Genomic DNA, 25,330 nt, shown 5'->3' on the forward strand with positions numbered 1-25,330 from the left:
ACCGGTCAACCAAGATTGATTCTACCGCGTGGGGCGCGCCCGCCCGGTGAGGGGTGGCGCGCTACACATTAAAAGCCGAAGCCGACGCGGCGGGCTTCCGCCTCCTTGCACTGCACGTAACCGAGGGCGTCGGTGGGAACGACGACGACGTTGCCCTCCTTATCCGTAAACGAGAGGACGGCCCCGGCGGCGAGCGCCTGCTCCACGCGCTCGGAGACCTCGTGTGCGGTCAGGTCGACGTCGAGGCTCAGTTCGCGGGCGACGTTGCGGATGCCAATGCTGATTTCCATGATTCCTCCAAGACTTGATCTGGCAGTATCGTACCCTGCCGGGGTGGGCGGGAAGATTTCGTGCGGCGCAATTCGGCTGTGGCCGAAAAAATTGTCGGAGGGGGTCGTTAAGCTCGTGAGCATGAACAAGACATGGGATGAGAACCAGGCCGCGGTGCTGGAATTGCGGGCGCCGTGCACGGCGTCGGTGGTCGGTGCGCCCGGCACGGGGAAGAGCGCGCTCGTGGTGGAGCTGGCGGCGCGGATCATGCGGGAGGATCCGGGGGCGCGCGTGGCGCTGCTTTCGCCAGATCGGCGGGCGGCCTCCGATCTGCGCAACAGGATCTCGGTGGAGCTGGGCTACCTGCCGGGGACGCTGCAGGTGCAGTCGCTCACGGCGTTCGCGTTCGGGATCGTCTCCACGTACGCCCAGTTCATGGGGCGGCGCGAACCCGAACTGATCTCGGGCCCGGCGCAGGATTCGCTCATTAAGGAGCGCTTCGAGCTTGCCCTTGAGCTGGGGGAGGCCGGGATAGACGAGGAGGTGGCGCAGCTGCCGGCCTACCGCGCTGAGTTCCGTGATCTGCTCACGCGCGCCGCGGAGCTGGAGCTGTCACCTGCCGATCTGGTGGACCTCGCCCGGCGTTATGATGAGCCGATTTGGGAGGCCGGTGCCACGGTGATCAAGGATTATGACCTGGCACTCGCCACCCAGTCCGCGCTGGGGCACGCCAACCCTGACCTGGTGGACCATGCGCGGGTCATCACCCAGGCCGCCGCGATGCTGCGCGGCTGGGAGGCGGCAACCCCCAGAGGGCAAGGCGGCCTCGACATCGCCAAGCCGCGCTGGGACTGGGCGATTGTGGATGACGTGCAGAACGCCACCCTCGCCCTGCGGACGCTCCTCCTTGCTCTGCAGGAGGACGGTACGTCGGTGGTGACGTTCGGCGATCCGGACGTGGCCGTCCAGGGTTTCCGCGGGGGCATTGCCCACCTCCCGGCGCTGCTGTGCAAGCCGGCGGCGGGCGGGGGAATCGGCGCGTCGCAGATGGTCCTCGGCACCGGCTATCGGTGCGATGGTCAGGTTCGCGTTCTCCTGGATAAGGTGATCAGCGGCATCCACACGGCGGGAGTGAGTGGCCATCGCCGGCACGCCAATGCGGCGGAGGATGGGTCCACCGTCCGGGCCCTCACCTTCCCTCACGGCGATGAGGAGCTTGCCTTCGTGGCCACGGAGCTTCGCCGGCGCCACCTTGAGGAGCAGGTGCCGTACGCGAATATGGCGGTGATCAGCAGGTCGACGTCGTCGCACGGCAGCATCCGCCGCACGCTCCTCCACTACGGTGTGCCGGTTCAGACCATCGTCAATGATCAGCCGCTGCGGGAACAGCGGGCAGTGGCATCGATCATCGAGCTACTGGAGATTGCGCTCTCTGATGGCCCGGTGGAGGGCGAACGGATCGAGGCGATGCTCACCGGCCTGCTCTTCGGCATCGATCCGCTGCGCCTGCGGGCCCTCATGAGGGAGATGCGCGGCTGGGAGCTGGCGGCCAAAGGGCGGCGCACGAAAGCCGAGCTTTGGCAGGACATCGTGGCGGGCGGAGAGGTGTCAGCCAAGATCCCGGAGTTCGCACGCGTTACGGAGGTACTGTCCTCCATCCGGCAGGCCGCAGCCGCCTGTGGCCTTGGAGAAGAGGTGCTCTGGGCGGCGTGGGACGGGGTCGGTGTCGCCGAATCCTGGCGCGAGCAGGCGAGGGCGGGAGGCCCAACGGGCGACATCGCTGATCAGGATCTTGACTCGGTCATCTCCCTGTTCCGCATCGCCCAGCGCCAGGCGGATCGGGACGTCACAAACGCCACTATCCACGCGCTCCTTGAGCTGCTCGAGAACCAGGACCTGCCCGAAGACTCGATCGCGCGCATGGGCGGGGGTGCTGACGAGGTCGCGCTCGTGTCGCCGTCGGCCACGGTGGGACGCGAATGGGATGTCGTGGCGATCGTGGGCGTCAATGACGGCGCGTGGCCCAACACGCGCCTGCGCAACCCGCTGACAAAGGTGCCCAAGCTGGTCAACATCGTGGTCGGCTCCGCGATGGCAGGGCAGGACATCGAGCCGAGCCAGCTGGTCAGCGAGGTGATTGATGATGAGCTGCGCATGCTCGCCCAGGCGGTCAGTCGCGCGCGGCGCGAGGTGCTGATCACCGCCCAGGAAAACGACGAGGCGCGGCCATCCCGGTTCTTGACCTGGCTGTTTCCGGAGCTTGAGCGCGGGAAGGCAAGCCCGGCAACGCTCGATGAGGCGGGCCTCGTGGGCAAGTTGCGCCAGGCCTTGCGGAGCGGGGATGGGCATCTTGAACGGGAAGCCGCCGTTCTACTCGAGGAGCTCGCGGCGGCGGGCGTGCGCGGTGCCGACCGGTCGACATGGGTCGATGAGCTGGCACTCTCCACTGAGGAGCCGGTGATCGCGGGGGATTCGGCGCTGTCGCCGTCACGCGTGGAGGGCCTATTGAAATGCCCGCTGTCGGCCTTCCTCGATCGTTCGAATGCCACGTCGGAGGAGTCGGGAATCTCTGCCGAGATCGGGACTCTCATTCATGGGCTCGCCGAGGATTTCCCAGCCGGGCCGCGCGAGGCGATCGAACAGGCGTGTGCGGAGAGGATCTCCGCGATCGAGTTTCCGGACGGGCTCGAGGGGGTTCTGCTCCGCGACCGCGTGAACGCCATGGCGCGTAACCTTGGCGATTATCTCGAAAACAGCGCACCGTACGTCCTCCTGGAGCAGGAGGCGTGCGCCAGCCTCGACGGAAAAGACCACACGATCAATGTCAGCGCGCGCATCGATCGACTCGAGGCTGTCGGCTTTGGGGTGGGGGTGGTTGATTTCAAGACTGGCAAGCAGCCGATCACTGTGAAAGAGACCGGCAGCAACCCGCAGTTGCTGCTCTACCAGTGGCTCCTGAACGCCCACGGCATCAAGGGCTACGCCACGTCTGAGGGGGCGCGGCTCGTCTATGTAGGGACAGGCGAGGGCAAAGTAGTGGTACGCGAGCAGGGTCCGCTTGAGGCCGAGGACCTTGACCAGGTAGCCGAGATGATTCGGCAAGCGGACCTCGCCCAACGCGGCCCCGACTATGCCGCTCTACCCGGCTCACATTGCCGGAACTGCCGTTACGTTTCCTCGTGTCCGGCCATGGGGCCAGGAAGGATTTTCTCATGATCCCTTACGAAGACTTCGCCAAGACGCTCGCGTTTGCCCCCACCGCCGAGCAGGAGGCCGTGATCCGGAGCGAGGACCGCGCCATCGCCGTCATCGCGGGGGCCGGATCGGGCAAGACAGCCACGATGTCGCAGCGGATCGCCTGGCACGTGGTCAACGGGAACGTGCGCCCGGACGAGGTGCTGGGGCTCACCTTTACCACGAAGGCGGCAGGTGAGCTCGCCGAACGAGTCGAGAGCCAGTTGCGCGAGGCGGCGGCGAAGGGGCTCCTGCCCGGCCTCGTTGAACCTCAGGAAGAATCTGGTGAGGACGATCGGTCGGACGCGATTCATCGCGCCCTGGCGCGGCCGACCATCGCCACATATAACTCCTTCGCCTCTGAGATCGCCTCGGCGTATTCCATGCTCATCGGGGAGGACCCGCGCGCCCGGCTCATCACGGACGCGGAGCGCTTCCAGATCATGGGACGTATCGTCAACGGCATCGACATAGTCGACCCACGATACGCGGTCCTTCGGGCATCGGCGGTCTCGACCATCATTAGTCGCGCTCTGCACCTCGTCGATGAGATGGTGGGCAACGAAGTCGATGCAGGCGAGTTCCGCGCCTACCTCGAGCGCGAGCTGAGCGCTGTCTTCCAGCTCCACGGCGTCACCGGCAAGCGCGGGACGGGCACGGAGGCCTCGCGCGCCGAACAGAGCAAGCTCACGGGGATGATCGCCGGGATGAACTATCGCGTGGCTCTCAGCTACCTCGTCGAGGAGTACGTGGCGTATAAGAGGGACAACTCCCTCATCGAGTTTGCCGATCAAATCGTTCGCGCCCGCAAGATCCTGTCCTCCGTCCCCGAGGTCCGCCAGGAGCTCAGCAAGCGCTACAAGCTCGTCTTGCTTGACGAATATCAGGACACGTCTGCGAGCCAGGCGGAGTTCATCGAGGCGGCGTTCACGGACTCGTGGTCGGTGTGTGCTGTGGGAGACCCGAATCAGGCCATCTACTCCTGGCGCGGCGCGTCCTCGGCAGCGCTGTCCGACTTCATGGACAGGTTCGGTGTGGCACGGAACCTCACCCTGTCCACGGCCTTCCGCAACGGGCGCAGGATCCTCGACGTGGCCAACGCCCTGACCGAGGGCAAGCTCAGCTACGCGAAGCTCACTGTCAAAACACTCCAGCCGCATGCAAAATCGCAAGATGGCCGGGTGGTCCACGTGCATCGCGCCTTCCGCTATGACTCTTACAGGGATATGGCCGACTACTTCAAGGAGGCCTTCGACCAGGCTCAAGCCGAGGCGGCAAGGGCGATCGGGGAAGGCCGAGATCCTGGACGGGCTCCCACCGCGGCGATCCTGTGCCGGGCCCGGTCCTACATGGATCACGCGATCGCGGCGCTGGAAGAAGCCGGCGTGCCCTATGAGATGGTGGGCGGCCAGATGCTGATCGAAAGGCAGGAGATCCGCCTCGTGCGGTGCGTTCTGGGCCTGAGCGTGAACCCGGCGCGCAACGATCTCCTCGTCCCACTTCTGACCTACTTCGCGATCGGTGCGAGGGACATCGCGGCGCTTTCGGCGCTCGCGGGCCGCCTTGCCCGAACCACTCGCCAAGAGTTGAGCGAGCAGGTGGGTGACGGGCTTGACGTCCCGACCAACCTGGTGGAGGCTTTGGCGGCGTTACCGGATGGCCCAGTGGCCGGAATGAGCGAGGAGGGCTACCGCCGCCTCGTTCACCTTGCTCGCCTGCTCGAGCGGGCGCGGAACAGCAGGCACTTGGCCATCCCGGAGGCGATTTCCGCCGCAATCGACCTGCTCGATCTGCGCGCCCATGCCAAGGCCCGCAGGACGGGCGGCGCCCCGGTGACCGCCGCACTCGCCAGCTTCATTGGCTTGGGTGCGGATTACGCGAAGAGCATTCCCGGTTCGCGTCTGGAGAGCTTCGTCGAGTGGGTGGACATGGTCGAGGCCCACGAGCGCTTGGGCGAGGACGAATCGGGTGGGGACGTCCCCGTTTTCGGCGAATGGGAGATCGAGCCAGAGTCGGGCGTCGTCCAACTGCTCACCGTCCACGCCGCAAAGGGGCTCGAGTGGGACCTCGTTGGCATTCCGGACATGAAGGTGGATGGCTTCGACGAAAAGACGAGCGAAAAGCTCTGGCAAGAATCGCGCGACGGGTTGCCCTACGCCCTGCGCCAGGATCGCGAACACCTGCCCGATCTGTCCATCGCTGACATCGTGGGCAAGAGCGGCGTGGTCACGCCGCTGAACAAGGTGGGCCTCCTTGAGGAGGTCCACGCCTACCGCCAAACGGCCTTTACCCAACACCATGTGGCTGAGAGCCGCCGTCTCGCCTACGTGGCAGTCACCCGCCCACGCAGCCTGCTCATCCTGTCCTCGTATGATCTCACCGGCCCGGAGCAGGCGGAGGCGGCCCTGAAGAAGCTCGCACGGAGTGTTGGCCATGAGGACGCGGCCGAGGCGCAGATGCCCCAAAACACGTTCATCACGGATGTCGAGCCGTTCACCGAGGCAGATCCGGACAACGATCCGGTGCTGACTGGGGTTGATCTCGAATTCATTGCGTTGGCAGCGACCCAGATAAGCGTGGTTCCGGACGCCAAGGTGTGGCCGGCGGACGTCGATCGTCGCCTCGAACGTGGGCCCGTTCCCGTCGTCACTGCCGATCGCGCCGTGGTCGAGCAGTGGAGGAGGGAAGCGGAGGTGATCATGGCGGAGCGGGAGGCGCCACCGCAAGCTCGGGGGCTCGTGCGCGACTACCTCACGGCGTCCGACGTCGTGGCGCTCGCCCAGGACCAGGACGCCTTCCTGGACGAGCAGTACCGACCGATCCCACGCCGCCCCTCACGCGCAGCACGCACCGGCGTACTCGTCCACGCGGCCATCGCCCACTCTTTCGACGCCGCCTCTACGATGGACATCGACGCAGTGGCCGACCCGGACGAGATGCCGATCGACGTCGTGCCCCTGGACGATGAGCGGATCGCCGAGCTGATCGCGCGCTTCGGGGGCTCGCGCTACGCCTCGTGTCCGGCGCTCGCGATCGAGGAGGGGATCGACGTGCGGGTGGGGGACTACCCGGTGCGCTGCGTGATAGACGCGGTGCTTGACACCTCGGGCGTGCCCGGCCTGCCCCCGGTCACGATCGTCGATTGGAAGACGGGCCGCAGGCCCAGCGCCCAGCAGGTCGCCTCCCGCCAGTTCCAGCTCGGGCTCTACCGCCTGGCGTGGTCGCGCGCCACGGGAACCGCGATGGAGGATATCGCGGCGTGCTTCTACTACCTCGGCGATGATGACCCGGAGCGGCGTGAGCTTCACGCCGGCAACATGAGCGAGGAGCAGATCGCGGACTACCTCCGCACCCACCTGCCCCCGGCAGAACGGTCGGAGAGGAGGGGCTAGTCAAAGGAGCTGGTAGTGAAGCCGGCGCCGTCGGCCGCCTCTGCCTCCACCTCGGTGGCGCGACTGACGGCCCAGGTGGGCCCGGTGGCCAGCTCGGGGTCGGCCTCTACCTCGGCGGCGAGCTCGTCCATCATGGTGCGGGCCTCGTCTACGATCTGGTGCTGGCCGCTGCGCGAGCCGAAGAGCATCCAGCGTGCGAGTGCCAGCTCGGACAGGAGCACGGCGCGGTTGAAGAAGTGCTCGTCGACGGGCTGGCCGATCGCGTTCTCGTAGGAGGTGAGCACCGCCTCGAACAGCTCCTCGTCCAGGCCCGAGACGAGGGTGGAGAAGTCGAGCGCCGGGTCGCCCACGTGTGCCGAGCCAAATCCGAGCACGCAGGAGATTGAGCAGTCGGACCACATGAACTGGTCCGGGCCCACGTCCCCGTGCACTACCCGCGGCTCGAAGTCCCACAGGTCGGTGGCTTCGAGCGCGTTCTCCCACCGGCGGCGAAGCACGGGCGGGAGGGGCGAGGCGGCGTCGGCGTCGTGAAGGTCGGACAGGAGACGGCGCCGCGTAGTCTGCGCGTCGTAGGAGGGCAGGCCCGCCGATTCGACTGTCTCGCGGGGGAGGAGGTGGATGGCGGCGAGCGCGCGGCCGAGTTCGTGGGCGGCGTCGGTATCGAGCTCGTCGAAGTCGCGCTCGCGGCCCATGGGTGCGACGTAGACGACGGCGTGCCCGTCCTTGACCTGGGCGAAGCCCGCGGGGCGGACAACGTCGAAGGGGAGAAGACCCTGGCGGAGCGCCTCGAGCAGGGCGGGAGCGATGGCGGCCTCCGCCTCAATCATGGCGCCTGCCATGGGGTGGAGGGGGTGCTTGACGATCCAGCGCCGGCCGCGCGAGTCGATGACGCCGCCGAATTGGAAGTCGGAGGTGCGCGTGTACGGGCCGCGCACGCCGACCGCGTCGAGGCCGTCGATAGCGGCCACGGCCAACGCTGCGAGCTTGAAGGGGGTCTTATTCACCCCTCCACGGTAACGATTTTTAGCGCAACGCGCGTGGCGTACACGCCCTGACGGAACTGTCTGGCCCCACAGGCGCCCGTATATCACAGTCGCGAAATCCCGTGCGCAAGTTATCCACAGCTGTGGGAAAGATATTCACGACGCGCGGCGGCATCGTAGCGTGGCGTTGTGAAGACAAAGTGGGGAGCCGGGAACGCATGGCTCGATGCGCGCGTGCGCGAGATGGTGCGCGCCTCGCGTATTGATCCGCAGCTTCAGGCGGCAGAGCTTGAGGCCCTGATTGATGACGCGCTCGCCGAATACGAGGAGCTGACGGTCGCGGGTGTGGTGGAACCGGTGGCCGACGTGGTGGAGGTGCGCCGCCAGCTGCGCGACGATATCGGTGGATTCGGCCCGCTCCAATCCCTCATTGATGACCCGACGATCGAGGAGATCTGGATCAACGAACCGGGCCGTGTCTTCTTTGCACGCGACGGGGTGAGCCAGCTGTCCACGATCTTGCTCGAGGAGCGCCAGGTCAAGGACCTCGTAGAAAGGATGCTGCGCGCCTCGGGGCGCCGGCTCGACTTGTCCCAACCGTTCGTCGACGCCGCCCTCCACACCGGCGAGCGCCTCCACGTGGCGATTCCAGACATCACGCGCAAGCACTGGGCGGTCAACATCCGCAAGTACATCGTGCGCCCGCGCAGGTTGCGCGACCTGGCAGAGCTTGGGACGCTGACGGTTCAGGCGGCGGAGTTCCTGGATGCGGCGATTGACTGCGGGATGAACGTCATCGTCTCGGGAGCAACGCAGGCGGGCAAGACCACGTTCCTGCGCGCGCTGCTCGGCGCCATTCCTGCCCACCAGCGCGTCATCACGGCGGAGGAGGTCTTCGAGCTCAACCTCGCCCACCGCGACGTGGTGGCCCTGCAGACCCGCCCGGCTAACATCGAAGACCGGGGCGAGATCACGCTGCGGCGGCTCGTACGCGAATCCTTGCGCATGCGGCCCGACCGGATCGTTATCGGCGAGGTGCGCCAGGCCGAGGCCTTCGACATGCTCATCGCCCTCAACTCCGGCATCCCCGGCGCCTGCACAATCCACGCCAACTCGGCGCGCGACGCCGTGGCCAAACTTAGCGTCCTGCCCCTGCTGGCGGGTGAAAACGTCACGTCGGACTTCGTCATCCCCACGGTTGCCCACACGATCGACCTCCTCGTCCACCTGCACCGCGACCGGGACGGCAAGCGCCGTGTGCGCGAGATCGTGGGCCTGACCGGGCGCACGGAAGGCAGCGTGATCGAGACGAGCGACCTGTTCGTGGACCGCGGCCTCGGGCTCGAACGCGGCGCGGGATACGTGGCCCGCCCGGAGATCTTCGACGAGCACGGCTACGACCTGCGCCAGCTGCTAGGAGGTGGACGATGGGCTTCGTTATAGGCATGGTCATGGGCCTTGGTGTCTTCCTCGCCGCCAGCGCTTTCCGCCAGCCGCGCCCCCTCACCGTGCCGGCGGGCCTGTGGCCGGCGCTGTGGCCCGCGCTCGCGGCCGGAGCGGGGAGCTTCCTGCTCGCCTCGGCGGTCTCGAGCTCGCTCGTCATCTCGATTCCGATCGCGGTGATGTGTGCGGCCGTGCCCGGCGTGTGGTGGGGAGCGCGCGAGCGCCGGCGTCGTGAAGAGCTTCGGGAGGTCTGGCCAGAGGTGATCGACGACATCGTGGCGAGCGTGCGCGTGGGCCTGCCCGTGGGTGAATCGCTCGCGATGCTGGCCGTGCGCGGGCCGGAGGTCATGCGCCCTCCGTTTACCCAATTTGCCCAGCACCTGCGCGCGGACGGTCGCCTCGACCCGGCCCTCGACGAGCTGAAGGAGGTGCTGGCGGACCCGATGACGGACCGGATCCTCGAGTCGCTGCGCCTCGCACACGATCTTGGCGGGCGCGACCTGTCCGCCGCCCTGGCCAGCCTGGCCTCGCTCGTGCGCGAGGAGAACCGCGCCCGTGGAGAGCTTCTAGCCCGCCAGTCGTGGACGGTCAACGGGGCGCGGCTGGCCGCCGTTGCGCCCTGGATCATGCTTCTTCTCTTTTCCACCCGCCCCGGCGCGATCGACGCGTTCACCACGCCCGTGGGCGTTTTCATCCTCGTGGCCGGCTTCGTGGCCACCGTGCTTGCCTACTGGCTCATGCTCAGGCTCGGCCGCCTGCCCGAGGAGGAACGGATCTTCGCGGGGGTGAGCCATGCTTAGCGCGTTCGCGGGTTCGGCCCTGGTGGCCGGCGTCCTCCTCGTGGGAATCGCGGTCTTGTACCGCCCCACCCAGCTGGCCGACCGGGTCCTTCCCTACGTCGCCACCCGCACCCGGCGCCCCTCCCGGCGCCGCGCCGCCATCGTTGCGAGCTTCCTCGACGCCGTCGGGTCAACCACCTCCTCGGTCGAGCGCCGCGTCAACATGCTCGGCGCTATGACCGTGGGGGACTTCCGGGTGCGTCAGTTCCAGTGGGCATCGGTAGGTTTCGCAGCCGGGTGCCTGCTCGCTTTCGCGCTCGTGGTCCGCGGCGTCTCGCTGGCCGCCGCGATCGTCGGAGTCGCCTGCTTCACGGCCGCCGGCGTGCTCGGGGCGGACTGGGCGCTGAGCCGCCAGGTCGACCAGCGCAGCCGCGCCTACACCGCCCAGCTGCCCGACGTGGTGGAGATCCTCGCGCTCGCAGTTGCCTCGGGCGAATCCATCCGGGTGGCGATCGAGCGCGTGTGTCTCATTGGCACGGGCGAGATGGTCGATGAGCTGCGGCGCACGATGAGTGAGGTCCACGCCGGCCAGTCCCTGCCGGCGGCGCTGACCGACATGGGCAACAGGTCCGCCAACCGCAACGTTGCCCGGTTCGCGGAGGCGATCGTCTCCTCCCTCGAGCAGGGCAGCGGCCTGGCTGGCTCCCTCCACTCCCAGGCGCGCGACGCCCGCGACGCCGCCCGGCGCGAGCTGCTCGAGGCCGGAGGCAAGGCCGAGATCGCGATGATGATCCCGGTGGTGTTCATCATCATGCCACTCACGGTGGTCTTCACCGTCTTCCCTGCCCTCTACGCCCTGAGTTTCACCTAAGTCCGCAACAACATAAGGAGCGCCCTATGAAGATTCGACACTTTGTTCGCCAGGCAGTGTGGCCCAGCGACCGCCGCGAGGAGGCGGGTGACGTGCCTGGCTGGGTGATGATCACCCTCATGACGGCAGCCCTCGTGGTCCTCATCTGGGCGGTGGCCGGCCCGGCGCTGACCGACCTGTTTAACAATGCGATCGAGCGCGTCCTCAACATCTGAGGCGGGCAACGCCACGGTCGGCTTCGTGGCCTCCGTGGGGCTGCTCCTCATGGTGGTCTACACCATCATCGCAGCGGGCCTTGGCTGGTACGTCCACGCCATCGCCACCGACGCGGCGATGGAAGGTGCGCGCGTGGGGGCCGCGGCGAACTCGACCGAGGTGGCCGAAGCCCGCACCCGCGACCTCATCACCGGAGCGCTCAGTCCCGCCTACGCCGGCGGCATCGCCGCCACCGCGATGCCGGACGGGATCGAGGTGGTGGTGACGGCGCCGGTGCCCGGGGCCGGCTTCCTGGGAGAGCACGTGATCGAGGTGAGGGCCCATGTGGCGCGCGAATAAGCCCCGCGGCGAGGACGGCAACGCCATCGTCGAGTTCGTGGGCGTCATGGTGGTCATCGTGGTGCCCGCCCTCGCGCTTCTCACGGGCCTTGCCACGACGACGACCGTCCAGCTCGCCCTCGAGGATGCCGCCCGCCAGTCTGCGCGCGCCTACGTGCGGGCCGAATCGGTGTACTCGGGAGAGGCACGCGGGCGGGAAGCTGCGAGTAAGGCCTGGACGGACCGGGGGATGGACGAGCAACTCGATCTCAACTTCGCCTGCAGCGCGAGCCCGTGCCTCAGCCCCGGCGCCACCGTCACGGCCCGGGCCTCGGCCACGGTCACCGTGCCCATCGTCGGCGCGATCACGCTCACGGGCGAGCAGGCGATGGTGGTTGACCAGTACCGGGTGGTACGGCCATGACGTCCCGCAAACTCTGCCAGCCCCGCGAGCGCGCCGAAGACGGCAACCTCATCGTGCTCGGCCTGGGCGTGTGGGTGGTTGTCATCTCGCTCATCCTCATCCTGGCCTCGGTCATCCACGTCTACGGTGTGCGCCGCGACATGCTCAATGCCGCCGACTCCCTCGCCCTCGAGCTCGCCCAGGACATCTCGGATGCCACCTACTATTCGGGCCCCGCCCTCAGCCTCACGCCCGCCCCGCCGGCGTCCGGCGCGCTGACCGTGGACGGGCGCGAGGTGAGATTTCGAACGCGGGTGGCGGACGACGCCGTCGTTGTGGAGCTGACCGGGCGGGCGCGGATCCCGTTCATGCCGCAGTTTGCGAGCGCCGTGGACGAAGTCGAACTCACGGTCACCTCCACGGCTCGGCTGCGGCAAATGCCGTAGACTTGGCGCCGTGGCCATTGATTATCAGCAAGAACTCGACAGACTGCGCCGGACTTTTGACCAGATTGAGGCGGTCAGCGACGTGCCCGCGCTCAAGAACACGATCGCGGAGCTGACGGAGAAGTCCACGGCGCCCGACCTGTGGGACGATCCCGACGCCGCGCAGGCTGTTACTTCCAAACTCTCGCACGCCCAGTCGCGCCTGGAGCGCGTGGAGAAGATGGGGGAGCGGGTCGTGGACGCGGAGACCCTGTACGAGATGGCGGTGGAGGAATCCGAGTCGGACCTCGAATCGGGCAAGGAGCTCTACGCTGAGCTTGAGGCCGAGATCGCGAAGATCTCCAAGGACCTGTCGGACATGGAGATCAAGACGTTGCTGAGCGGGGAGTATGACGATCGCGACGCGGTCATCACCATCCGCTCCGGTGCGGGCGGCGTGGACGCGGCGGACTTCGCCCAGATGCTGCAGCGCATGTACCTGCGCTGGGCCGAGCGTCACGGCTACAAGTCGAAGGTGATGGACACCTCGTATGCCGAAGAGGCGGGGATCAAGTCCACCACGTTCGAGGTCAACGCCCCCTACGCCTACGGCACGCTGTCGGTGGAGGCGGGAACGCACCGGCTGGTGCGCATTTCGCCGTTCGACAACCAGGGCAGGCGCCAGACCTCGTTCGCGGCGGTGGAGGTCATCCCGCTCATCGAGACCACCGATTCGATCGAGATCCCGGAATCGGAGCTCAGGGTGGACGTGTTCCGCTCCTCGGGCCCGGGCGGGCAGTCCGTGAACACCACGGATTCAGCCGTGCGCATGACCCACATTCCCACCGGTATCACGGTCTCGATGCAGGACGAAAAGTCGCAGATCCAAAACCGCGCCGCGGCCTTGCGCGTGCTCCAGTCCAAGCTGCTACAAAGGCGCCACGAGGAGGAGCAAGCGAAGAAGAAGGAGCTGGCGGGCGACGTCAAGGCCTCCTGGGGTGACCAAATGCGCTCCTACGTGCTGCACCCGTACCAGATGGTCAAAGACCTGCGCACGGGCCACGAGGTGGGCAACACAGACGCGGTGTTCGACGGCGACCTCGACGGCTTTATCGACGCCGGGATCCGCTGGCGCCAGGCGGGGGAGGCGGAGTAATCCTCGCCACGTCGGCGCGCCTTCCCGGGTCGCAAAAGCCCGGCTCCTAAGCTAGTGACGACCATGACTGCAAGGATTTGGCGCCATTTATGATCACATTTGAAAACGTCACGAAGGTTTATCAGCGAGGCGCGGCTCCCGCGCTCGACTCCGTTAGCCTCAACATCGACCGCGGCGAGTTCGTCTTCCTGGTCGGTGCCTCGGGCTCGGGAAAGTCGACGATGCTGGCTCTTATCCTGGCCGAGGAGCGCCCCACGGAGGGCAAAGTTCACGTGCTCGGCAAGGACCTGTCGGGAGTGTCCTCACGGCGGGTGCCGTTCCTGCGCCGCCAGATCGGCACGGTCTTCCAGGACTTTCGCCTGCTAAAGGATAAGAACGTGTTCGACAACGTGGCGCTCGCGATGCAGGTGATCGGCAAACCGCGCCACGCCATCCTTAAGGAGGTCCCGCAGGTTTTGGAGCTGGTGGGCCTGGATGGCAAGGAGAAGCGGCGCATGCACGAGTTGTCGGGTGGAGAGAAGCAGCGCGTGGCGATTGCGCGCGCGATGGTCAACCGCCCCGAGCTCCTGCTGGCCGACGAGCCGACCGGCAACCTTGACCACAAGACGGCGCTGGGCATCATGCGCCTCCTTGACCGCATTAACCGCCAGGGCACCACGGTGGTCATGGCCACCCACGATCAGGCGATCGTTAACCAGTTGCGCAAGCGCGTGATCGAGTTGGTTGACGGCGAGGTTGTGCGCGATCAGGATCGCGGCGTTTACGGGGGGAGCCAGGCATGAGGCTACGGTTTATCTTTTCTCAGGTTTTCAAGGGGCTGCGCGCGAACTTCGCCCTGTCGGCGTCGGTGACGCTTGTGACCTTCGTGTCCCTCCTCTTCGTCGGCTCGGCCGTGCTGCTGCAGGATCAGATCGAGTCCGCGAAGACCGCCTGGTATGACCGGGTGGAGGTCTCGGCCTTCCTGTGTGCTCCGGACCAGAACACGGCCCAGTGCGCGGGCGGCGAGGTCACGCAGGACCAGATCGACGCGATTAACGATTTCCTTCATTCGCCCGAGATGGCCGACTACGTGGACGAGGTCTACTTCGAGACGAAGGAAGAGGCCTACAAGAACTTCCGCGAGTACCTCAAGGACAGTGTGTGGGTGGACACGGTTGACCCCGAGCAGATGCAGGCGTCCTTCCGTGTCAAGCTCGTCGATCCGCAGGAGTACGACGTCGTCCGCGAGTCTCTCGAGGGGCGCCCCGGTGTCGACGCCGTCATCGACCAGCGCGAGCAGCTCGAGCCGCTGTTCAAGATGCTCAACCGTTTCACACTCATTGCCGGTTCGCTAGCGGGCGTCATGATCGTCACCGCGTTGCTTCTCATCCCGTCCACTATCCGCCTGTCGGCCATGTTCCGCCGCAACGAAACCGAGATTATGCGATTCGTTGGCGCCTCGAACAGTTTCATCCAGGCGCCCTTCGTGCTCGAGGGCATGCTGGCCTCGCTCGTGGGCTCGCTTGCCGCGGTGGCGGCGCTGTGGGCGGCAGTGGAGTACTTCATTCAGGATTGGTTCGCCGGCTCGTGGCTACGGATCATCACGGGCCACGATGTGCTACTCATCGCCCCGTGGCTCATCCTCGGCGCGATCGTGGTCTCCGGTTTCGCCTCGTTCTTGGCTCTGCGCCGCTACACTCGGGTCTAGGGAGGAAACATGCGTAAACTCGCCTCAGCTGTGGCCGCCGCCGCGCTGACCGCGTCAGCCCTGCTGGTCGTGCCCGCGTTCGGCGACGAGCGCAGCGACCTGGTGGACCAGCAGCAGGAGCAGAAGGCCGAAAAGGAGCGCCTGCAGTCCGAGCTGGAGGGCATCGACGTCAACCTTCAGGAGGCCTACCTCAAGCTGGAGGAGACCCGCGGGAAGATCCCGGCCGCGGAGGAGGCCGTGCAAACCGCCGAGGCCGAGCTCGCCGCCGCCGTGCGCGAGCTGGAAGCGAACTCCGCGCTACTGGATGCCGCCCAGGGGGAGCTTGCGCAGATCAAGGACCAGATCAAGGAAAACGAGGCGAACGCGGAGGCCACGCGCAAGTCGCTGGGGGAGCTGGCCCGCGCTACCTATCGTGGCGACACGATGCCCTCCACGATGGAGATGCTCGTCGGCTCTGCCACCGCCGAGGATTTCGCCAATGCGTACCGCGCGCAGTCAGCCGTGAGCCGCTCCCAGACGGCGTCGCTCGCGCAGTTCCAGCAGAAGGCCGCGCAGGAAAAGAATCGTGAGTCCCGCCAGAACGCGGTGGAGGACCAGATCGAGGAGCTGAAGGCCAAGTCCGAGGAGCTGGTTGATACGCAGACCTCGAAGAAGGTCGAAGCTGATGCGCGCAAAGCCGAGCTCGTGGACCTGGAGTCGAGCCTGGTGGCTCAGTCGGCTGACTATGAGGAGAAGAAGTCCAACTACCAGGCCTCGCTCGCCACGCTCGAGACCCAGAGCGAGCAGACCGCCCAGCGCATCGCGCAGATCGACGCGGAGAATAAGCGTAAGCTTGAAGAAGAGCGCGCCAAGGCGCAGGCCCAGGCTCAGGGGAACGGCTCCTCGCAGCAGGCGCCGTCCGCCCCGAATAACTCCGGACAGGCTTCGGGTAGCTGGATCAAGCCACCGGTTCCCGCCCCCGTCTACGTCACCTCGCCGTTCGGCATGCGCGTCTACCCGTTCGGTGGCACGTGGATGCACAACGGCGTGGACCTGCGTTCCCGGTGTGGCGAGGCACAGACCGCGCCCGCCGACGGCGTCGTCTCGGCTGTCATCCCGGCCGCCGGTAACGGCACGCACGGCAACCAGATCTACATCAACCACGGCGTGGTGGGAGGCAACTCCTACGTGACGGTCACCAACCACCTCTCGGCGTTCAACGTCCGGGTGGGGCAGAGCGTGAACCAGGGCGACGTGATCGGGTGGACGGGTCAGACCGGCCTGGTCACCGCGTGCCACGTTCACTTCGAGGTGTGGAAGAACGGTACGGTTGTTGACCCGATGAACTTCGCATCCTTTACCCGCCGCTGGGCCTAATCTTGCGAACGCCCGTTTCTCGGCGTTAAGCTATATGGTCACGTCAAGGGAGGGATGAGCGATGCCAAAGGCCTGGAAGAAGGACAGCGGCAAGCTGACCCCTGCCCAAAAGGCGAAGGAGGCCGCGGACGCGAAGCAGGTGGTGGCGCGCAACAAGAAGGCCCACCACGACTATTTCATTGACAAAACCTACGAAGCCGGGCTTGTGCTCGCGGGCACGGAGGTCAAGGCGTTGCGCGCCGGGCGAGCCTCCCTCATGGAAGCGTGGATCGACTTCGATCGGCGCGGCGAGGCCTGGCTGGTCGGGGCAAATATCCCCGCGTGGTCGACGGGCGGTTGGACCAACCATGCGCCCACCCAGAAGCGCAAGCTCCTCCTGCACAAGGACGAGCTGCGTGCGCTCGCCGTTAAGGTCAAGGAAAAGGGCACCACGGTGGTGCCGCTCGAGCTGTACTTCATCCGTGGCCGCGCGAAGGTGGAGATCGGCCTCGCCCGCGGTAAGCAGGAGTGGGACAAGCGTGAGACGCTGCGCCGCAAGCAAGATCAGCGTGAGGCCGAGCGGGCCGTGTCGGAGGCGCGCAAGCGGGCGCGTTAGGCGTGAGCCCGGGAACGGCGTCGTGAGTGCCCGAGGAACTGGCGCTGATGGCGCACGCCCGCGAACGACGTCGTTGGGTCACCTTTCGGCAAGGCGTGGCACAAACGTGCAGGTTGGCTTTGCGGTAGTCGGCGGCCGGTGATCCATGATTGTCTTAGGGCATGAGTGCATGGCTGATTGATATGGACGGCGTCCTTGTTCATGAGGGGATCGCGCTGGACGGCGCGAAAGAGTTCCTGAACCGGCTCGAGGAGCGGGACATCCCGCACCTGATCTTGACGAACAATTCGATTTTCACCCCGCGTGACCTGTCGGCGCGGTTGGCGACGTCGGGCCTGCAGGTGCCCCCGGAACGGATCTGGACCTCGGCCCTGGCCACCGCGAAGTTCCTGGCGAATCAGACCGATAATCGGCGCGCGTTCGTGGTGGGCGAGGCGGGGCTGACCACGGCGCTGTACGAAGAGGGCTTCGTCATGACGTCGGTGGACCCGGAGTTCGTAGTGCTGGGGGAGACCCGCACGTACTCGTTCGAGATGATCACCACCGCGATCCGGCTCATCCAAAGGGGCGTGCGCTTCATCGCCACGAACCCCGACCCCACGGGCCCCTCCGCCGACGGCGACCTGCCCGCCACCGGCGCCGTTGCCGCGATGATCGAGAAGGCAACCGGGCGCAGCGCGTTCTTCGTGGGCAAACCGAACCCGATCATGCTGCGCAACGGCCTGAACAAGATCGGGGCGCACTCAGAGGAGACGTCGATCGTGGGCGACCGGATGGACACCGACATTCAGGCGGGCGTGGAGACGGGGCTGTGCACGCACCTTGTGCTCACCGGCTCCACCAAGCGGGAGGACATCATCAAGTTCCCCTATCGTCCCAACCACGTTCACGCGTCGATCAAGGATGTCATCGACTACATTTAGGGCGCGCCGAGCCGGGTGATGGGCACTGCTCCAGGCAGCGCCGGGGCGACGGCGGGCGCAGGCGCCGCCTAGCTTGCCCCGCCGACCCGGTAGCGCTCGGCGAGCGGGAAGTGGGCTGTGACCTGCTCGGCCGCCGGGTCGAGTGTGAGCTCGCCGCCGTAGGGCACGATGAGCTGCGGGCGCGTGTGCCCGAACGGGACGTTGAGGCACACGAGCAGGTCCTTGCGGTAACGGCCCACCTGTGTCAGGAGATATTCGACGTAAGCGTCGTGGCGCGCCTCCAGCACGTCGGGGGTGGTGGGCGCGTCCCGGTCGTCGACCACGGGCCGGGCGAACATGAGGCCCGCCGCAGCCTCGAGGTAGCCGCGCTCGCCGAGTGCGCGGATCCAGTCGCCCACGATATCCGCGGGCGTCACCCGCTCGGAGTTTTCGAAGATGAGGATCGCGCCTTCGAGATCGTCCACCTCTGGCAGGCGGCCGGCGAGCCCGAGCTCGTCAATGACCTCCAGGCACCCGCCCCACGTGTGCCCGCGCACGGCGTCGTCGCTACCGATGAACTCGATCCGGCGGGCCGGGCCGCGCGGGGAATCCTCGATGAGGGCCTCGGGGCTGGACCAGTCGTAGCCGTGGTCCTGGGAATCGGTGGTGGTGGGCAGGACGGTGTCACCGCGGCCGAAAAGCGCGGCGCGCAGGGTGATGAGGTGCTCGGCGTCGACCAGCGTGCCTGGCCCGAAGTGCACCTGGGTGGCGCCGCCGTAATAGCCGCCCACGCCGTGCGACCATAGCCAGTTAAGGATGTTCGTGTTGTCCGAGTAGCCGAAGAACGGCTTGGGGTCGGCCTGGGCGAGCGCCGGGTCGAGGTGGCGGATGACGCGGATCTCGTCATTGCCGCCCACGGTGGTGAGGATCGCGCGGATGTCGGGGTCGGCGAACGCGGCATTGACGTCCGCGGCGCGCTCCTCCGGCGTCGCCCCCATTTTCCGCGTGGTGGGGTACTCCACGACGACGACGTCGAGCAGCCGCTCCACGCGCGCAACTGCCTGCGCGTGAATGTCCGGGAAGTAGGCCGGCGCCGCCCAGGCGGGGGAGAGCAAGGCGACCCTGTCGCCGGGTTCGATCGTGGTGGGCGTGGTAATCGTCATGGTGACAGTCTAGTGGTCCGGCTGGGTGCGGCGGGGTGTGAGCCGAGGTGGTTGAGCCGGGAGGGACAGGGGTAGACGCGGCGTCGGCGTCGTTGTAGAATGGGCGAACGCCTTCGGGCGTAGTTGGTTGACAACTGAATAAGGGGATGATCGGTTTCGACGGCGATGACTGCCGAAGGGAAGCGGGTAGAGGATGCAGAGTCATCTCTTTAACGACTCTCTGCAAACAATAACTGCCAACAAGCAGAAGTCCGACTTCGCCCTCGCTGCCTAAGCGCGAGCGCACTTAAGGAAGTCCGTCAGCCTCACGGTGCTTTCACGTGAGAATTCTGGCGTCGTTTTTGAAAGCCACTGGGTCGGCACTGGGTTACCGGGTGCTGGCCGACACTAGGTAACTATGCTCGTCAGCAACTTGTCTGTGTGAGTGCTGGAGCTGAAAACAACGCAAAGCAGACTGCACCCGGAGAAGTCTTGGGTTTTGCATCGTCGGACGGGAGTTCAATTCTCCCCATCTCCACATGGCACCCCGCCGGATCGTTGATCTGGCGGGGTTTTCGTTGCTGTGGTGCGGAAAAGTGCCCGTTTTGTTTTGTGGTCTTTTTTGGTCTGGTATGGTGTTTTTGGCCCCTAGGGTGCAGATAGGGTTACTCTCTCCAACACAGCAAGGGTGCAGATGTGGCTAGATCAATCTTTGGTACAATCCAGAAAACCGCGTCGGGTCGATGGCGCGGACGGCTTTGCCAGCTCAATCCCGTCGACAGCGATCGCTTCGGGTTCTGCAGCGATGAGGTTCTGAATCTCTGCTTGTCGTGCAAGATAGGCTGCTGACTTTTGCGGCTCTTGCTGTTCTTGCTTTTTCTTACGTCGTCCGAAAAGGCCCATGTCTCTCCTGGTGGCTGAATTGAGTTGTCGTGTGTCAGGATCCGCATTCGCTACAGTTCACTTCCTTGTTCCGACCCGCTGTGGATCGCTTCGCGCGTTCTGTTGCGTTCAAGCTAAGCGGCGAAGGCGAACCTCGGGTGAATTCCTGTCGCAGGGCGCGATTATCTCCCATCGACTCCCGCGGCCTCCTCTAAAATGGCCAACGAAGGGGGTGCTTTGTTCTGGGTATTGATCGTATCGGCAGTCATTTTCGCTGCCTTCGGCCTGATCTTCGCCGGGCTCTTTCTACGTGCGCGCAGGTGGAAGCAGGTAGTCCTCCCGGTGATCCGCAACATCGAAGAGGTCTCTAGCGACGGTCAGAAGGTGTGGCGGCCTGTTTTCCGCATTGTCGACGACGACAAGGCACACGTCGCCAACGCGGATTTCCGACGACGGCCGAAGATCGAAGTCGGCGACGAGGTGGCGTTACGTTACAACCCGGCAAACCCGACGAAGGTCTCCGCGGCAAGCGTCGGCGGTTATGGTGTTGCTGCGCTGGTTTTCTTGATCGTCGCCGCGGTCGTAGGTGTGCTGGCGTTCCTGATCTAGGATGATTCGGTTGGTGATTTAGGCGCGCCACCCTGCCGAGGCGTCAACAACGTGCGGGCAAGCCCATCGAGGGCGATTTCCTAGAGTTCGTGGGCGGGCTTCTCCACCCGTGCGATGAACCTTCGGAGGTTGTCAGGGGTAGCGTTCTTGCCGTCCATTCAGCCGAAGGTGAGGCGCTGCGTGACCTTGATACCACAGTTGCCGAGGATGTGCCGCGCGATGCGGGAGATCGGGTTCGCCGGGTGGAGGCGCGCATACCAGGCGGGCGCGTGGCTGGTGGCGATCAGCGTTGTGCTACGCCCGGTGAGCAACCATTGTGAACGAGTTTCCCGAAAGATAGCGGTAGGCATTGCCTGGTGTCAGAACTCGATCGAACCAGCCTTTGAGCAGTGAGGGTTCGCCCGCCCACCAGACGGGAAATGCGAGTGCCGCTTGATCGCACCTTTGCAGGAGCTCCTGCCGCGTCTTAGTGCAGGCTTCTTCATGCATGCGTTGTCGGTAACCGAAACGAAGCGCCGGATCGAACTCTTCGGACGCCAGATCAATGACTTCCACCTCATGCCCTGCGCGGTGGGTTGCCTCCGCGCTCGACATCACCACCGGCGGGATCAGCAAGGTCATCGACAAGCTCGTCACGAAAGGTTACGTGGAGCGAGTGCCGGGTAGCGCCGACCGGCGCGTCAACGTCTTGTCAGTCACCGACCGGGGGCGCCGGGCTCACGATGAGGCGCGTCAGATCGTCGACGACGTCGTCCACCAGGTCCTCTCGTCCACATTCACTGCCGAGGAGCAGGAGAAGCTAGACACTGCGCTCACCCGGCTACTTGAAGTGTTACGGCAGTAGTATCCGAGCCTAACGCCCTGACGGAAGGGGTGTGAGCACGGACCAGTACCCCTGGCAGACTGTGAAAAATGGTGGCAGGAAACACACGGTTTCACTAGTGTGGGCGTGTACACACACTAGGCAAGATCTAAGCAAAGGAGCTTTGGACGCCTTATGCGTATGAAAAATCGTATTGCCGCAGCGGCTGTTCTCGCCTTAACGCTGAGTGCGGGGAGCATACCCGCCCTCGCTGACACCTCCCAGAAGGATCTCCCGGCGAGCGCGGACACCACGTTGCAAGCGTGGGCGTCGGAGAAGACGCAGTCGAACGTCGGCAAGCCTTACATCGGCACGTTGCACCCGACCAGCGGGGGAATATCCAGTCCCGACCAGCCCTACGGCCTGTTCGGTGAGGGCTTCGTCTCCGCCGACACCTCGGACTACACCGACGCGAAGATGGGCATGATCTCCTTCGACCTGAGCTCTCTCACCGCGGCACCGGAGGAGGCGACGCTCCAGCTGACGTACATTGGGCACGTCGTGAACAACCTGCAGGGTACGGAGCAGGCGCAGGTCGGCGTCGCGCTGGTTGACACCGACACCTGCACCAACGGCGCCGCCAGTTGCGACACCGGCGTGTCGACGTGGGCAACCCGCCCGGATTTCACTCTCACCACCGACGACGTCGCCTTCGCCGCCGACTTCCCGGTCGCCGCAGCCGACCGCTACACCTCGGACAGTATGACCATCGCGGCGGACAAGCGCAGGGCGGTGACGATCGACGTCACGGCGATGGTGCGCGCGGCTTATGAGGCCGGCGATCGTCAGCTGACCTTCGTGCTGGGGGAGACGAAGGGCATGGAGATGCGCTTCGCTTCCACCGAAGGCGTCAGCGCGCTGGGTGGGCTGACGGCGGCGGACGCGCCGACCCTGAGTGTCACTTCGGAGTTCGAGCCGGAGGCACCCGAGCCTCAGGCGCCCGAGGGCCCGCGCGCCTGGGATGAGCAGGTGGCGGCGATGGCCGGTGACGACGTCCTGTGGTACAGCCAGCCCGCGTCGGCAACCCCGATGGGCTCGGTCGGCACGGGCAACCCGCTCCGGGCGGGCGGCAAGGACGACCGCTGGCAACGCACCACCCTCCCGATCGGCAACGGTAAGGTCGGCGGAACGGTCTGGGGCGAGGTCGGCACCGAAAGGATCACCTTCAACGAGGAGACCCTGTGGACGGGTGGCCCCGCCGAGGGGCACACCTACACGGGCGGCAACGAGGTCAGCCGCGGACGCTACGGCGCGGCGCTACGCGAACTCAACCGTGAGCTCGACGGCGGTGCGGCAACTGTGGCCAACACCAACAGCCTGATCGGCGGATTCGACGCCGCCCTGCAGGGGTCCTTCCAGAACTGGGGCGACCTCACGATCACCTCGGACATCCCCGAGGACGCCCCGGTCTTCCTCTTCCAACGCTCCCTCGACCTGACGACTGGTGTGGCAAACGTCCACTTCCACTACGACGGCACCGACTACATGCGCGACTACTTCGTCTCCAACCCTGATGACGTGATGGTCGCCCACTTGACGTCTGTGGGCAAGGATGCGCTTAATTTCGACGTGGCCCTCCCGCTCAATAGCGGCTGGAGCAAGTCGGGCGCGCAGGTCGTGATCGACGGCGACACTCTTACCTCCTCGGGCGCTCTCGGCAACAACGGGCTACTCTACAACGCGAAGATCCGGGCCGTTGTTGAGGGCGAGGGTGCCACGGTCGCGGCGTCCGATGCAGGCGACGCGCTGACCATTGCCAACGCCAGCGAGGTCACGCTGTACTTGGCTGCCGGCACCGACTACCAGGCGAGCTACCCCGCGTACCGCACCGGCGAGACCGCACAGCAGCTCGACACGCGCCTGGCCGACGTCGTGAACGCGGCCGCCGCCAAGGGTTACGACGCCGTCCGGGCGGCTCACGTCGCTGACCACGAGGCGCTCTACGGGAAGGTCAAGCTGAACCTCGGCCAGGCGGCCACCTTCGGCGAGGGCGCCAAGCCTACCGACGAGCTCCTCAACGCCTACAAGCAGGGCACGGCGAGCGAGGCCGACCAGCGTACGCTCGAGACCCTGGTCTACAACTACGGGCGTTACCTCACGGTGGCCTCGTCGCGCGAGGACAGCCAGTTGCCCTCCAACCTGCAGGGCATCTGGTCCTCCACAGCCGATGACAACGCCCACGGCCGCACCCCCTGGGGCGCCGACTTCCACCTCAACGTCAACCTGCAAATGAACTATTGGCCCACATACTCCTCCAGCCTGGAGCAATCAGCCCTGCCGCTCATTGACTACGTGGAGGGCCTGGTGGAACCGGGCCGCGTGACGGCGCACGTGTACGCGGGCGCTCAGACGCAGGCCGGAACAAAGATCGGCGAGGGTGCCGGCTTTATGGCCCATACCGAGAACACGGCCTATGGCTGGACCACTCCGGGTGCGGCGTTCTCCTGGGGCTGGAGCCCGGCGGCGGTGCCGTGGATCCTGCAAAACGTCTACGAGTACTACGAGTACACGGGCGATGAGGCGATCCTCGCCGACCGCATCTATCCACTGCTGAAGGAAGAGGCCAACTTCTACGTCAACTACATGCTCAAGAAAGGCAACACTGACGCCGCCGACGGCGAAGCCCGCCTGACCACTGGCGTGGCCTACTCGCCGGAGCACGGACCGCTTGGCACCGATGGCAACACCTACGAAAGCTCGCTGGTGTGGCAGCTGTTGCAGGACGCCCAGGAGTCCGCGGCGGTGCTCGGCGTCGACTCTGACCTGGCGAGTGCGGACGGCCAGTGCTCGGTGGACAACTGGCGCAAGGACGATTCCGGCGCGTTTGTGGCGGACGCCAACCGCTCGTGGTCGTGTGCGCAGAGCCTACTCAAGCCGATTGAGGTGGGCGACGACGGGCAGATCAAGGAGTGGTTCTTCGAGGGCGGCCTCGGCAAGGACAAGGCCGGCAACGCGATCGCGGGCTACCAGGCGGGCCATCGCCACCTGTCCCACATGCTCGGGCTGTTCCCGGGCGACCTCATCACGGTCGATAACGCCACCTTCATGGACGCGGCGAAGACCTCGCTCAACCAGCGCGGCGACGACGCGACCGGCTGGGGCGTGGGCCAGCGCATCAACTCTTGGGCGCGCACCGGCGATGGTGACCGCGCCTACCTGCTCATTACCAAGCAGCTTAAGGGCGCGATGTATCCCAACCTGTTCGACGCGCACCCGCCGTTCCAGATTGACGGTAACTTCGGCAACACTTCGGGTATCAACGAGATGCTCGCTCAGTCGAACTCGACCTTCGAGGCGGATGGGGTGGCCTACCACAACTACATCCACCTGCTGCCGGCGCTGCCGAAGGCGTGGGCTGACGGTAGCGTGTCGGGCCTGAAGGCTCGCGGCAACTTCGACCTCGACTTCTCCTGGACCGGGGGCAAGGTGACAACCGCGACGGTGACCTCCAACAACGGTGGCGATGCCGTGCTGTTCTTCGACGGGGCGGACCAGTTCAACTCCGTGGTGATTGACGGGCATTCGGGTTCGGGGGAGCGGCTGGCGCTGACCAAGATCGACGCCAACCACGTCTCCTTCCCTACCGAGGCGGGCCACATGTACGCGCTCTCTACGCAGGGCGTCACCGATCCGGAGCCGGGGCCTGACCCCGAGCCGGGCCCTGGGCCGGTTCAGTGTGATGTGATGGATCGTCCGGCCGCCCCGTCGCGTGCGACGGGCGTGTTGGGCGATGCGACTGGCGATAAGCTGGCTGACCTGTGGTCGGTTGACGAGTCCGGCGCGATTCACTTCTACGCCAACGATG

Annotated in this window: 24 protein-coding genes and 1 other RNA gene; 19 read left to right on the top strand and 6 right to left on the bottom strand. The window is 65.9% G+C overall.

What is annotated here, in order from left to right:
* Positions 1–68 precede the first annotated feature (68 nt).
* Positions 69–290 carry a DUF3107 domain-containing protein gene (locus AQZ59_RS06885; RefSeq protein ID WP_062613935.1) on the bottom strand — a complete coding sequence of 74 codons (222 nt, stop codon included), beginning with the start codon at positions 288–290 and terminating at the stop codon, positions 69–71.
* Positions 291–411: 121 nt separating this feature from the next.
* Between AQZ59_RS06885 and AQZ59_RS06890 the strand changes: the two genes are divergently transcribed.
* Both AQZ59_RS06890 and AQZ59_RS06895 read left to right on the top strand, forming a co-directional pair.
* Positions 412–3,486: a UrvD/REP family ATP-dependent DNA helicase gene (locus tag AQZ59_RS06890; protein WP_160326881.1), complete on the top strand. Its 3,075-nt coding sequence runs from the start codon at positions 412–414 to the stop codon at positions 3,484–3,486.
* Complete coding sequence (locus AQZ59_RS06895; protein WP_062613937.1) at positions 3,483–6,896, top strand: UvrD-helicase domain-containing protein; 3,414 nt, start codon at positions 3,483–3,485, stop codon at positions 6,894–6,896. Before AQZ59_RS06890 ends, AQZ59_RS06895 begins: the two co-directional genes overlap by 4 nt.
* Here the strand turns inward: AQZ59_RS06895 and AQZ59_RS06900 are convergent.
* Positions 6,893–7,900: a phosphotransferase gene (locus AQZ59_RS06900; RefSeq protein WP_062613938.1), complete on the bottom strand. Its 1,008-nt coding sequence runs from the start codon at positions 7,898–7,900 to the stop codon at positions 6,893–6,895. The two genes, AQZ59_RS06895 and AQZ59_RS06900, sit on opposite strands and share 4 nt — an antisense overlap.
* 222 nt (positions 7,901–8,122) lie before the next feature.
* Between AQZ59_RS06900 and AQZ59_RS06905 the strand changes: the two genes are divergently transcribed.
* The 13 genes from AQZ59_RS06905 (at position 8,123) to AQZ59_RS06965 (ending at position 18,051) form a co-directional block, all read left to right on the top strand.
* Entirely contained in the window at positions 8,123–9,322 is a 1,200-nt protein-coding gene (locus AQZ59_RS06905) for a CpaF family protein (RefSeq protein ID WP_062613960.1), read from the top strand.
* Positions 9,307–10,122 (top strand): type II secretion system F family protein, encoded by an 816-nt coding sequence (locus tag AQZ59_RS06910; RefSeq protein ID WP_070808059.1) that lies wholly within the window; start codon positions 9,307–9,309, stop codon positions 10,120–10,122. Before AQZ59_RS06905 ends, AQZ59_RS06910 begins: the two co-directional genes overlap by 16 nt.
* Entirely contained in the window at positions 10,115–10,972 is an 858-nt protein-coding gene (locus tag AQZ59_RS06915; protein WP_062613940.1) for a type II secretion system F family protein, read from the top strand. Before AQZ59_RS06910 ends, AQZ59_RS06915 begins: the two co-directional genes overlap by 8 nt.
* A 26-nt stretch (positions 10,973–10,998) precedes the next feature.
* Positions 10,999–11,187 carry a hypothetical protein gene (locus AQZ59_RS06920; protein ID WP_062613941.1) on the top strand — a complete coding sequence of 63 codons (189 nt, stop codon included), beginning with the start codon at positions 10,999–11,001 and terminating at the stop codon, positions 11,185–11,187.
* Positions 11,159–11,527, top strand: coding sequence for a TadE/TadG family type IV pilus assembly protein (locus AQZ59_RS06925; RefSeq protein ID WP_068538462.1), 369 nt, complete (start codon positions 11,159–11,161; stop codon positions 11,525–11,527). Before AQZ59_RS06920 ends, AQZ59_RS06925 begins: the two co-directional genes overlap by 29 nt.
* A complete protein-coding gene (locus AQZ59_RS06930) occupies positions 11,511–11,930 on the top strand; it encodes a hypothetical protein (protein WP_062613943.1) in 420 nt (139 codons plus the stop codon). The genes AQZ59_RS06925 and AQZ59_RS06930 overlap by 17 nt, the downstream gene beginning before the upstream one ends.
* Positions 11,927–12,355, top strand: coding sequence for a hypothetical protein (locus AQZ59_RS06935; protein WP_062613944.1), 429 nt, complete (start codon positions 11,927–11,929; stop codon positions 12,353–12,355). The genes AQZ59_RS06930 and AQZ59_RS06935 overlap by 4 nt, the downstream gene beginning before the upstream one ends.
* A 10-nt stretch (positions 12,356–12,365) precedes the next feature.
* Positions 12,366–13,490, top strand: a complete 1,125-nt coding sequence (gene prfB, locus AQZ59_RS06940) for a peptide chain release factor 2 (RefSeq protein ID WP_062613945.1) — start codon at positions 12,366–12,368, stop codon at positions 13,488–13,490.
* An 89-nt stretch (positions 13,491–13,579) separates the two neighbouring features.
* Entirely contained in the window at positions 13,580–14,272 is a 693-nt protein-coding gene (gene ftsE, locus AQZ59_RS06945; RefSeq protein WP_062613946.1) for a cell division ATP-binding protein FtsE, read from the top strand.
* Complete coding sequence (gene ftsX / locus AQZ59_RS06950; protein ID WP_062613947.1) at positions 14,269–15,177, top strand: permease-like cell division protein FtsX; 909 nt, start codon at positions 14,269–14,271, stop codon at positions 15,175–15,177. The genes ftsE and ftsX overlap by 4 nt, the downstream gene beginning before the upstream one ends.
* Before the next feature lie 9 nt (positions 15,178–15,186).
* Positions 15,187–16,533, top strand: a complete 1,347-nt coding sequence (locus AQZ59_RS06955; RefSeq protein WP_062613948.1) for a murein hydrolase activator EnvC family protein — start codon at positions 15,187–15,189, stop codon at positions 16,531–16,533.
* Between the two features lie 61 nt (positions 16,534–16,594).
* On the top strand, positions 16,595–17,128 hold the full coding sequence (gene smpB, locus AQZ59_RS06960; protein ID WP_062613949.1) for an SsrA-binding protein SmpB: 534 nt from the start codon (positions 16,595–16,597) through the stop codon (positions 17,126–17,128).
* A gap of 161 nt (positions 17,129–17,289) precedes the next feature.
* On the top strand, positions 17,290–18,051 hold the full coding sequence (locus tag AQZ59_RS06965; protein ID WP_062613950.1) for an HAD-IIA family hydrolase: 762 nt from the start codon (positions 17,290–17,292) through the stop codon (positions 18,049–18,051).
* Positions 18,052–18,119: 68 nt separating this feature from the next.
* On the opposite strand, the gene AQZ59_RS06970 is transcribed toward AQZ59_RS06965, so the two are convergent.
* Positions 18,120–19,193, bottom strand: a complete 1,074-nt coding sequence (locus AQZ59_RS06970) for a S66 family peptidase (RefSeq protein ID WP_062613951.1) — start codon at positions 19,191–19,193, stop codon at positions 18,120–18,122.
* 142 nt (positions 19,194–19,335) lie between these two features.
* Between AQZ59_RS06970 and ssrA the strand changes: the two genes are divergently transcribed.
* Positions 19,336–19,713, top strand: a transfer-messenger RNA (tmRNA) gene (gene ssrA, locus AQZ59_RS06975).
* Positions 19,714–19,877: 164 nt separating this feature from the next.
* Here ssrA and AQZ59_RS09425 read toward each other — a convergent pair.
* Positions 19,878–20,075 carry a hypothetical protein gene (locus tag AQZ59_RS09425; RefSeq protein ID WP_148132132.1) on the bottom strand — a complete coding sequence of 66 codons (198 nt, stop codon included), beginning with the start codon at positions 20,073–20,075 and terminating at the stop codon, positions 19,878–19,880.
* Positions 20,076–20,270: 195 nt separating this feature from the next.
* Here AQZ59_RS09425 and AQZ59_RS06980 point away from each other — a divergent pair, with 195 nt between their 5' ends.
* On the top strand, positions 20,271–20,663 hold the full coding sequence (locus tag AQZ59_RS06980; RefSeq protein WP_070444906.1) for a DUF3592 domain-containing protein: 393 nt from the start codon (positions 20,271–20,273) through the stop codon (positions 20,661–20,663).
* A gap of 158 nt (positions 20,664–20,821) precedes the next feature.
* On the opposite strand, the gene AQZ59_RS09595 is transcribed toward AQZ59_RS06980, so the two are convergent.
* Together AQZ59_RS09595 and AQZ59_RS09195 are read right to left on the bottom strand one after the other, a co-directional pair.
* The gene (locus AQZ59_RS09595; RefSeq protein WP_160326882.1) at positions 20,822–20,974 is read right to left on the bottom strand and encodes a hypothetical protein; all 153 of its coding nucleotides are present in this window, start codon (positions 20,972–20,974) and stop codon (positions 20,822–20,824) included.
* Positions 20,958–21,218, bottom strand: a complete 261-nt coding sequence (locus tag AQZ59_RS09195; RefSeq protein WP_160326883.1) for an NAD(P)H-dependent oxidoreductase — start codon at positions 21,216–21,218, stop codon at positions 20,958–20,960. Before AQZ59_RS09195 ends, AQZ59_RS09595 begins: the two co-directional genes overlap by 17 nt.
* Here AQZ59_RS09195 and AQZ59_RS06985 point away from each other — a divergent pair.
* Both AQZ59_RS06985 and AQZ59_RS06990 read left to right on the top strand, forming a co-directional pair.
* A complete protein-coding gene (locus tag AQZ59_RS06985; protein WP_062613953.1) occupies positions 21,208–21,507 on the top strand; it encodes a MarR family winged helix-turn-helix transcriptional regulator in 300 nt (99 codons plus the stop codon). The genes AQZ59_RS09195 and AQZ59_RS06985 overlap by 11 nt on opposite strands.
* 159 nt (positions 21,508–21,666) lie before the next feature.
* Positions 21,667–25,330 (top strand): glycosyl hydrolase family 95 catalytic domain-containing protein (locus AQZ59_RS06990; protein ID WP_201783168.1); only part of this gene is annotated, 3,664 nt, incomplete at its 3' end.

Origin of the sequence: Trueperella bernardiae, from assembly GCF_001469025.1 — a bacterium.
Classification (GTDB): Bacteria; Actinomycetota; Actinomycetes; order Actinomycetales; family Actinomycetaceae; genus Trueperella; species Trueperella bernardiae.

Coding starts and splice junctions, on each gene's coding strand:
- AQZ59_RS06935 (WP_062613944.1), top strand. CDS start 11,927: ATGACGTCCCGCAAACTCTGCCAGCCCCGCGAGCGCGCCGAAGACGGC.
- smpB (WP_062613949.1), top strand. CDS start 16,595: ATGCCAAAGGCCTGGAAGAAGGACAGCGGCAAGCTGACCCCTGCCCAA.
- AQZ59_RS06965 (WP_062613950.1), top strand. CDS start 17,290: ATGAGTGCATGGCTGATTGATATGGACGGCGTCCTTGTTCATGAGGGG.
- AQZ59_RS06920 (WP_062613941.1), top strand. CDS start 10,999: ATGAAGATTCGACACTTTGTTCGCCAGGCAGTGTGGCCCAGCGACCGC.
- AQZ59_RS06910 (WP_070808059.1), top strand. CDS start 9,307: ATGGGCTTCGTTATAGGCATGGTCATGGGCCTTGGTGTCTTCCTCGCC.
- AQZ59_RS06955 (WP_062613948.1), top strand. CDS start 15,187: ATGCGTAAACTCGCCTCAGCTGTGGCCGCCGCCGCGCTGACCGCGTCA.
- AQZ59_RS06895 (WP_062613937.1), top strand. CDS start 3,483: ATGATCCCTTACGAAGACTTCGCCAAGACGCTCGCGTTTGCCCCCACC.
- AQZ59_RS06915 (WP_062613940.1), top strand. CDS start 10,115: ATGCTTAGCGCGTTCGCGGGTTCGGCCCTGGTGGCCGGCGTCCTCCTC.
- AQZ59_RS06885 (WP_062613935.1), bottom strand. CDS start 290: ATGGAAATCAGCATTGGCATCCGCAACGTCGCCCGCGAACTGAGCCTC.
- ftsE (WP_062613946.1), top strand. CDS start 13,580: ATGATCACATTTGAAAACGTCACGAAGGTTTATCAGCGAGGCGCGGCT.
- AQZ59_RS06905 (WP_062613960.1), top strand. CDS start 8,123: ATGGTGCGCGCCTCGCGTATTGATCCGCAGCTTCAGGCGGCAGAGCTT.
- AQZ59_RS06925 (WP_068538462.1), top strand. CDS start 11,159: ATGCGATCGAGCGCGTCCTCAACATCTGAGGCGGGCAACGCCACGGTC.
- ftsX (WP_062613947.1), top strand. CDS start 14,269: ATGAGGCTACGGTTTATCTTTTCTCAGGTTTTCAAGGGGCTGCGCGCG.
- AQZ59_RS09425 (WP_148132132.1), bottom strand. CDS start 20,075: ATGGGCCTTTTCGGACGACGTAAGAAAAAGCAAGAACAGCAAGAGCCG.
- AQZ59_RS06930 (WP_062613943.1), top strand. CDS start 11,511: ATGTGGCGCGCGAATAAGCCCCGCGGCGAGGACGGCAACGCCATCGTC.
- AQZ59_RS06980 (WP_070444906.1), top strand. CDS start 20,271: ATGGCCAACGAAGGGGGTGCTTTGTTCTGGGTATTGATCGTATCGGCA.
- AQZ59_RS06985 (WP_062613953.1), top strand. CDS start 21,208: ATGACTTCCACCTCATGCCCTGCGCGGTGGGTTGCCTCCGCGCTCGAC.
- AQZ59_RS06970 (WP_062613951.1), bottom strand. CDS start 19,193: ATGACGATTACCACGCCCACCACGATCGAACCCGGCGACAGGGTCGCC.
- AQZ59_RS06890 (WP_160326881.1), top strand. CDS start 412: ATGAACAAGACATGGGATGAGAACCAGGCCGCGGTGCTGGAATTGCGG.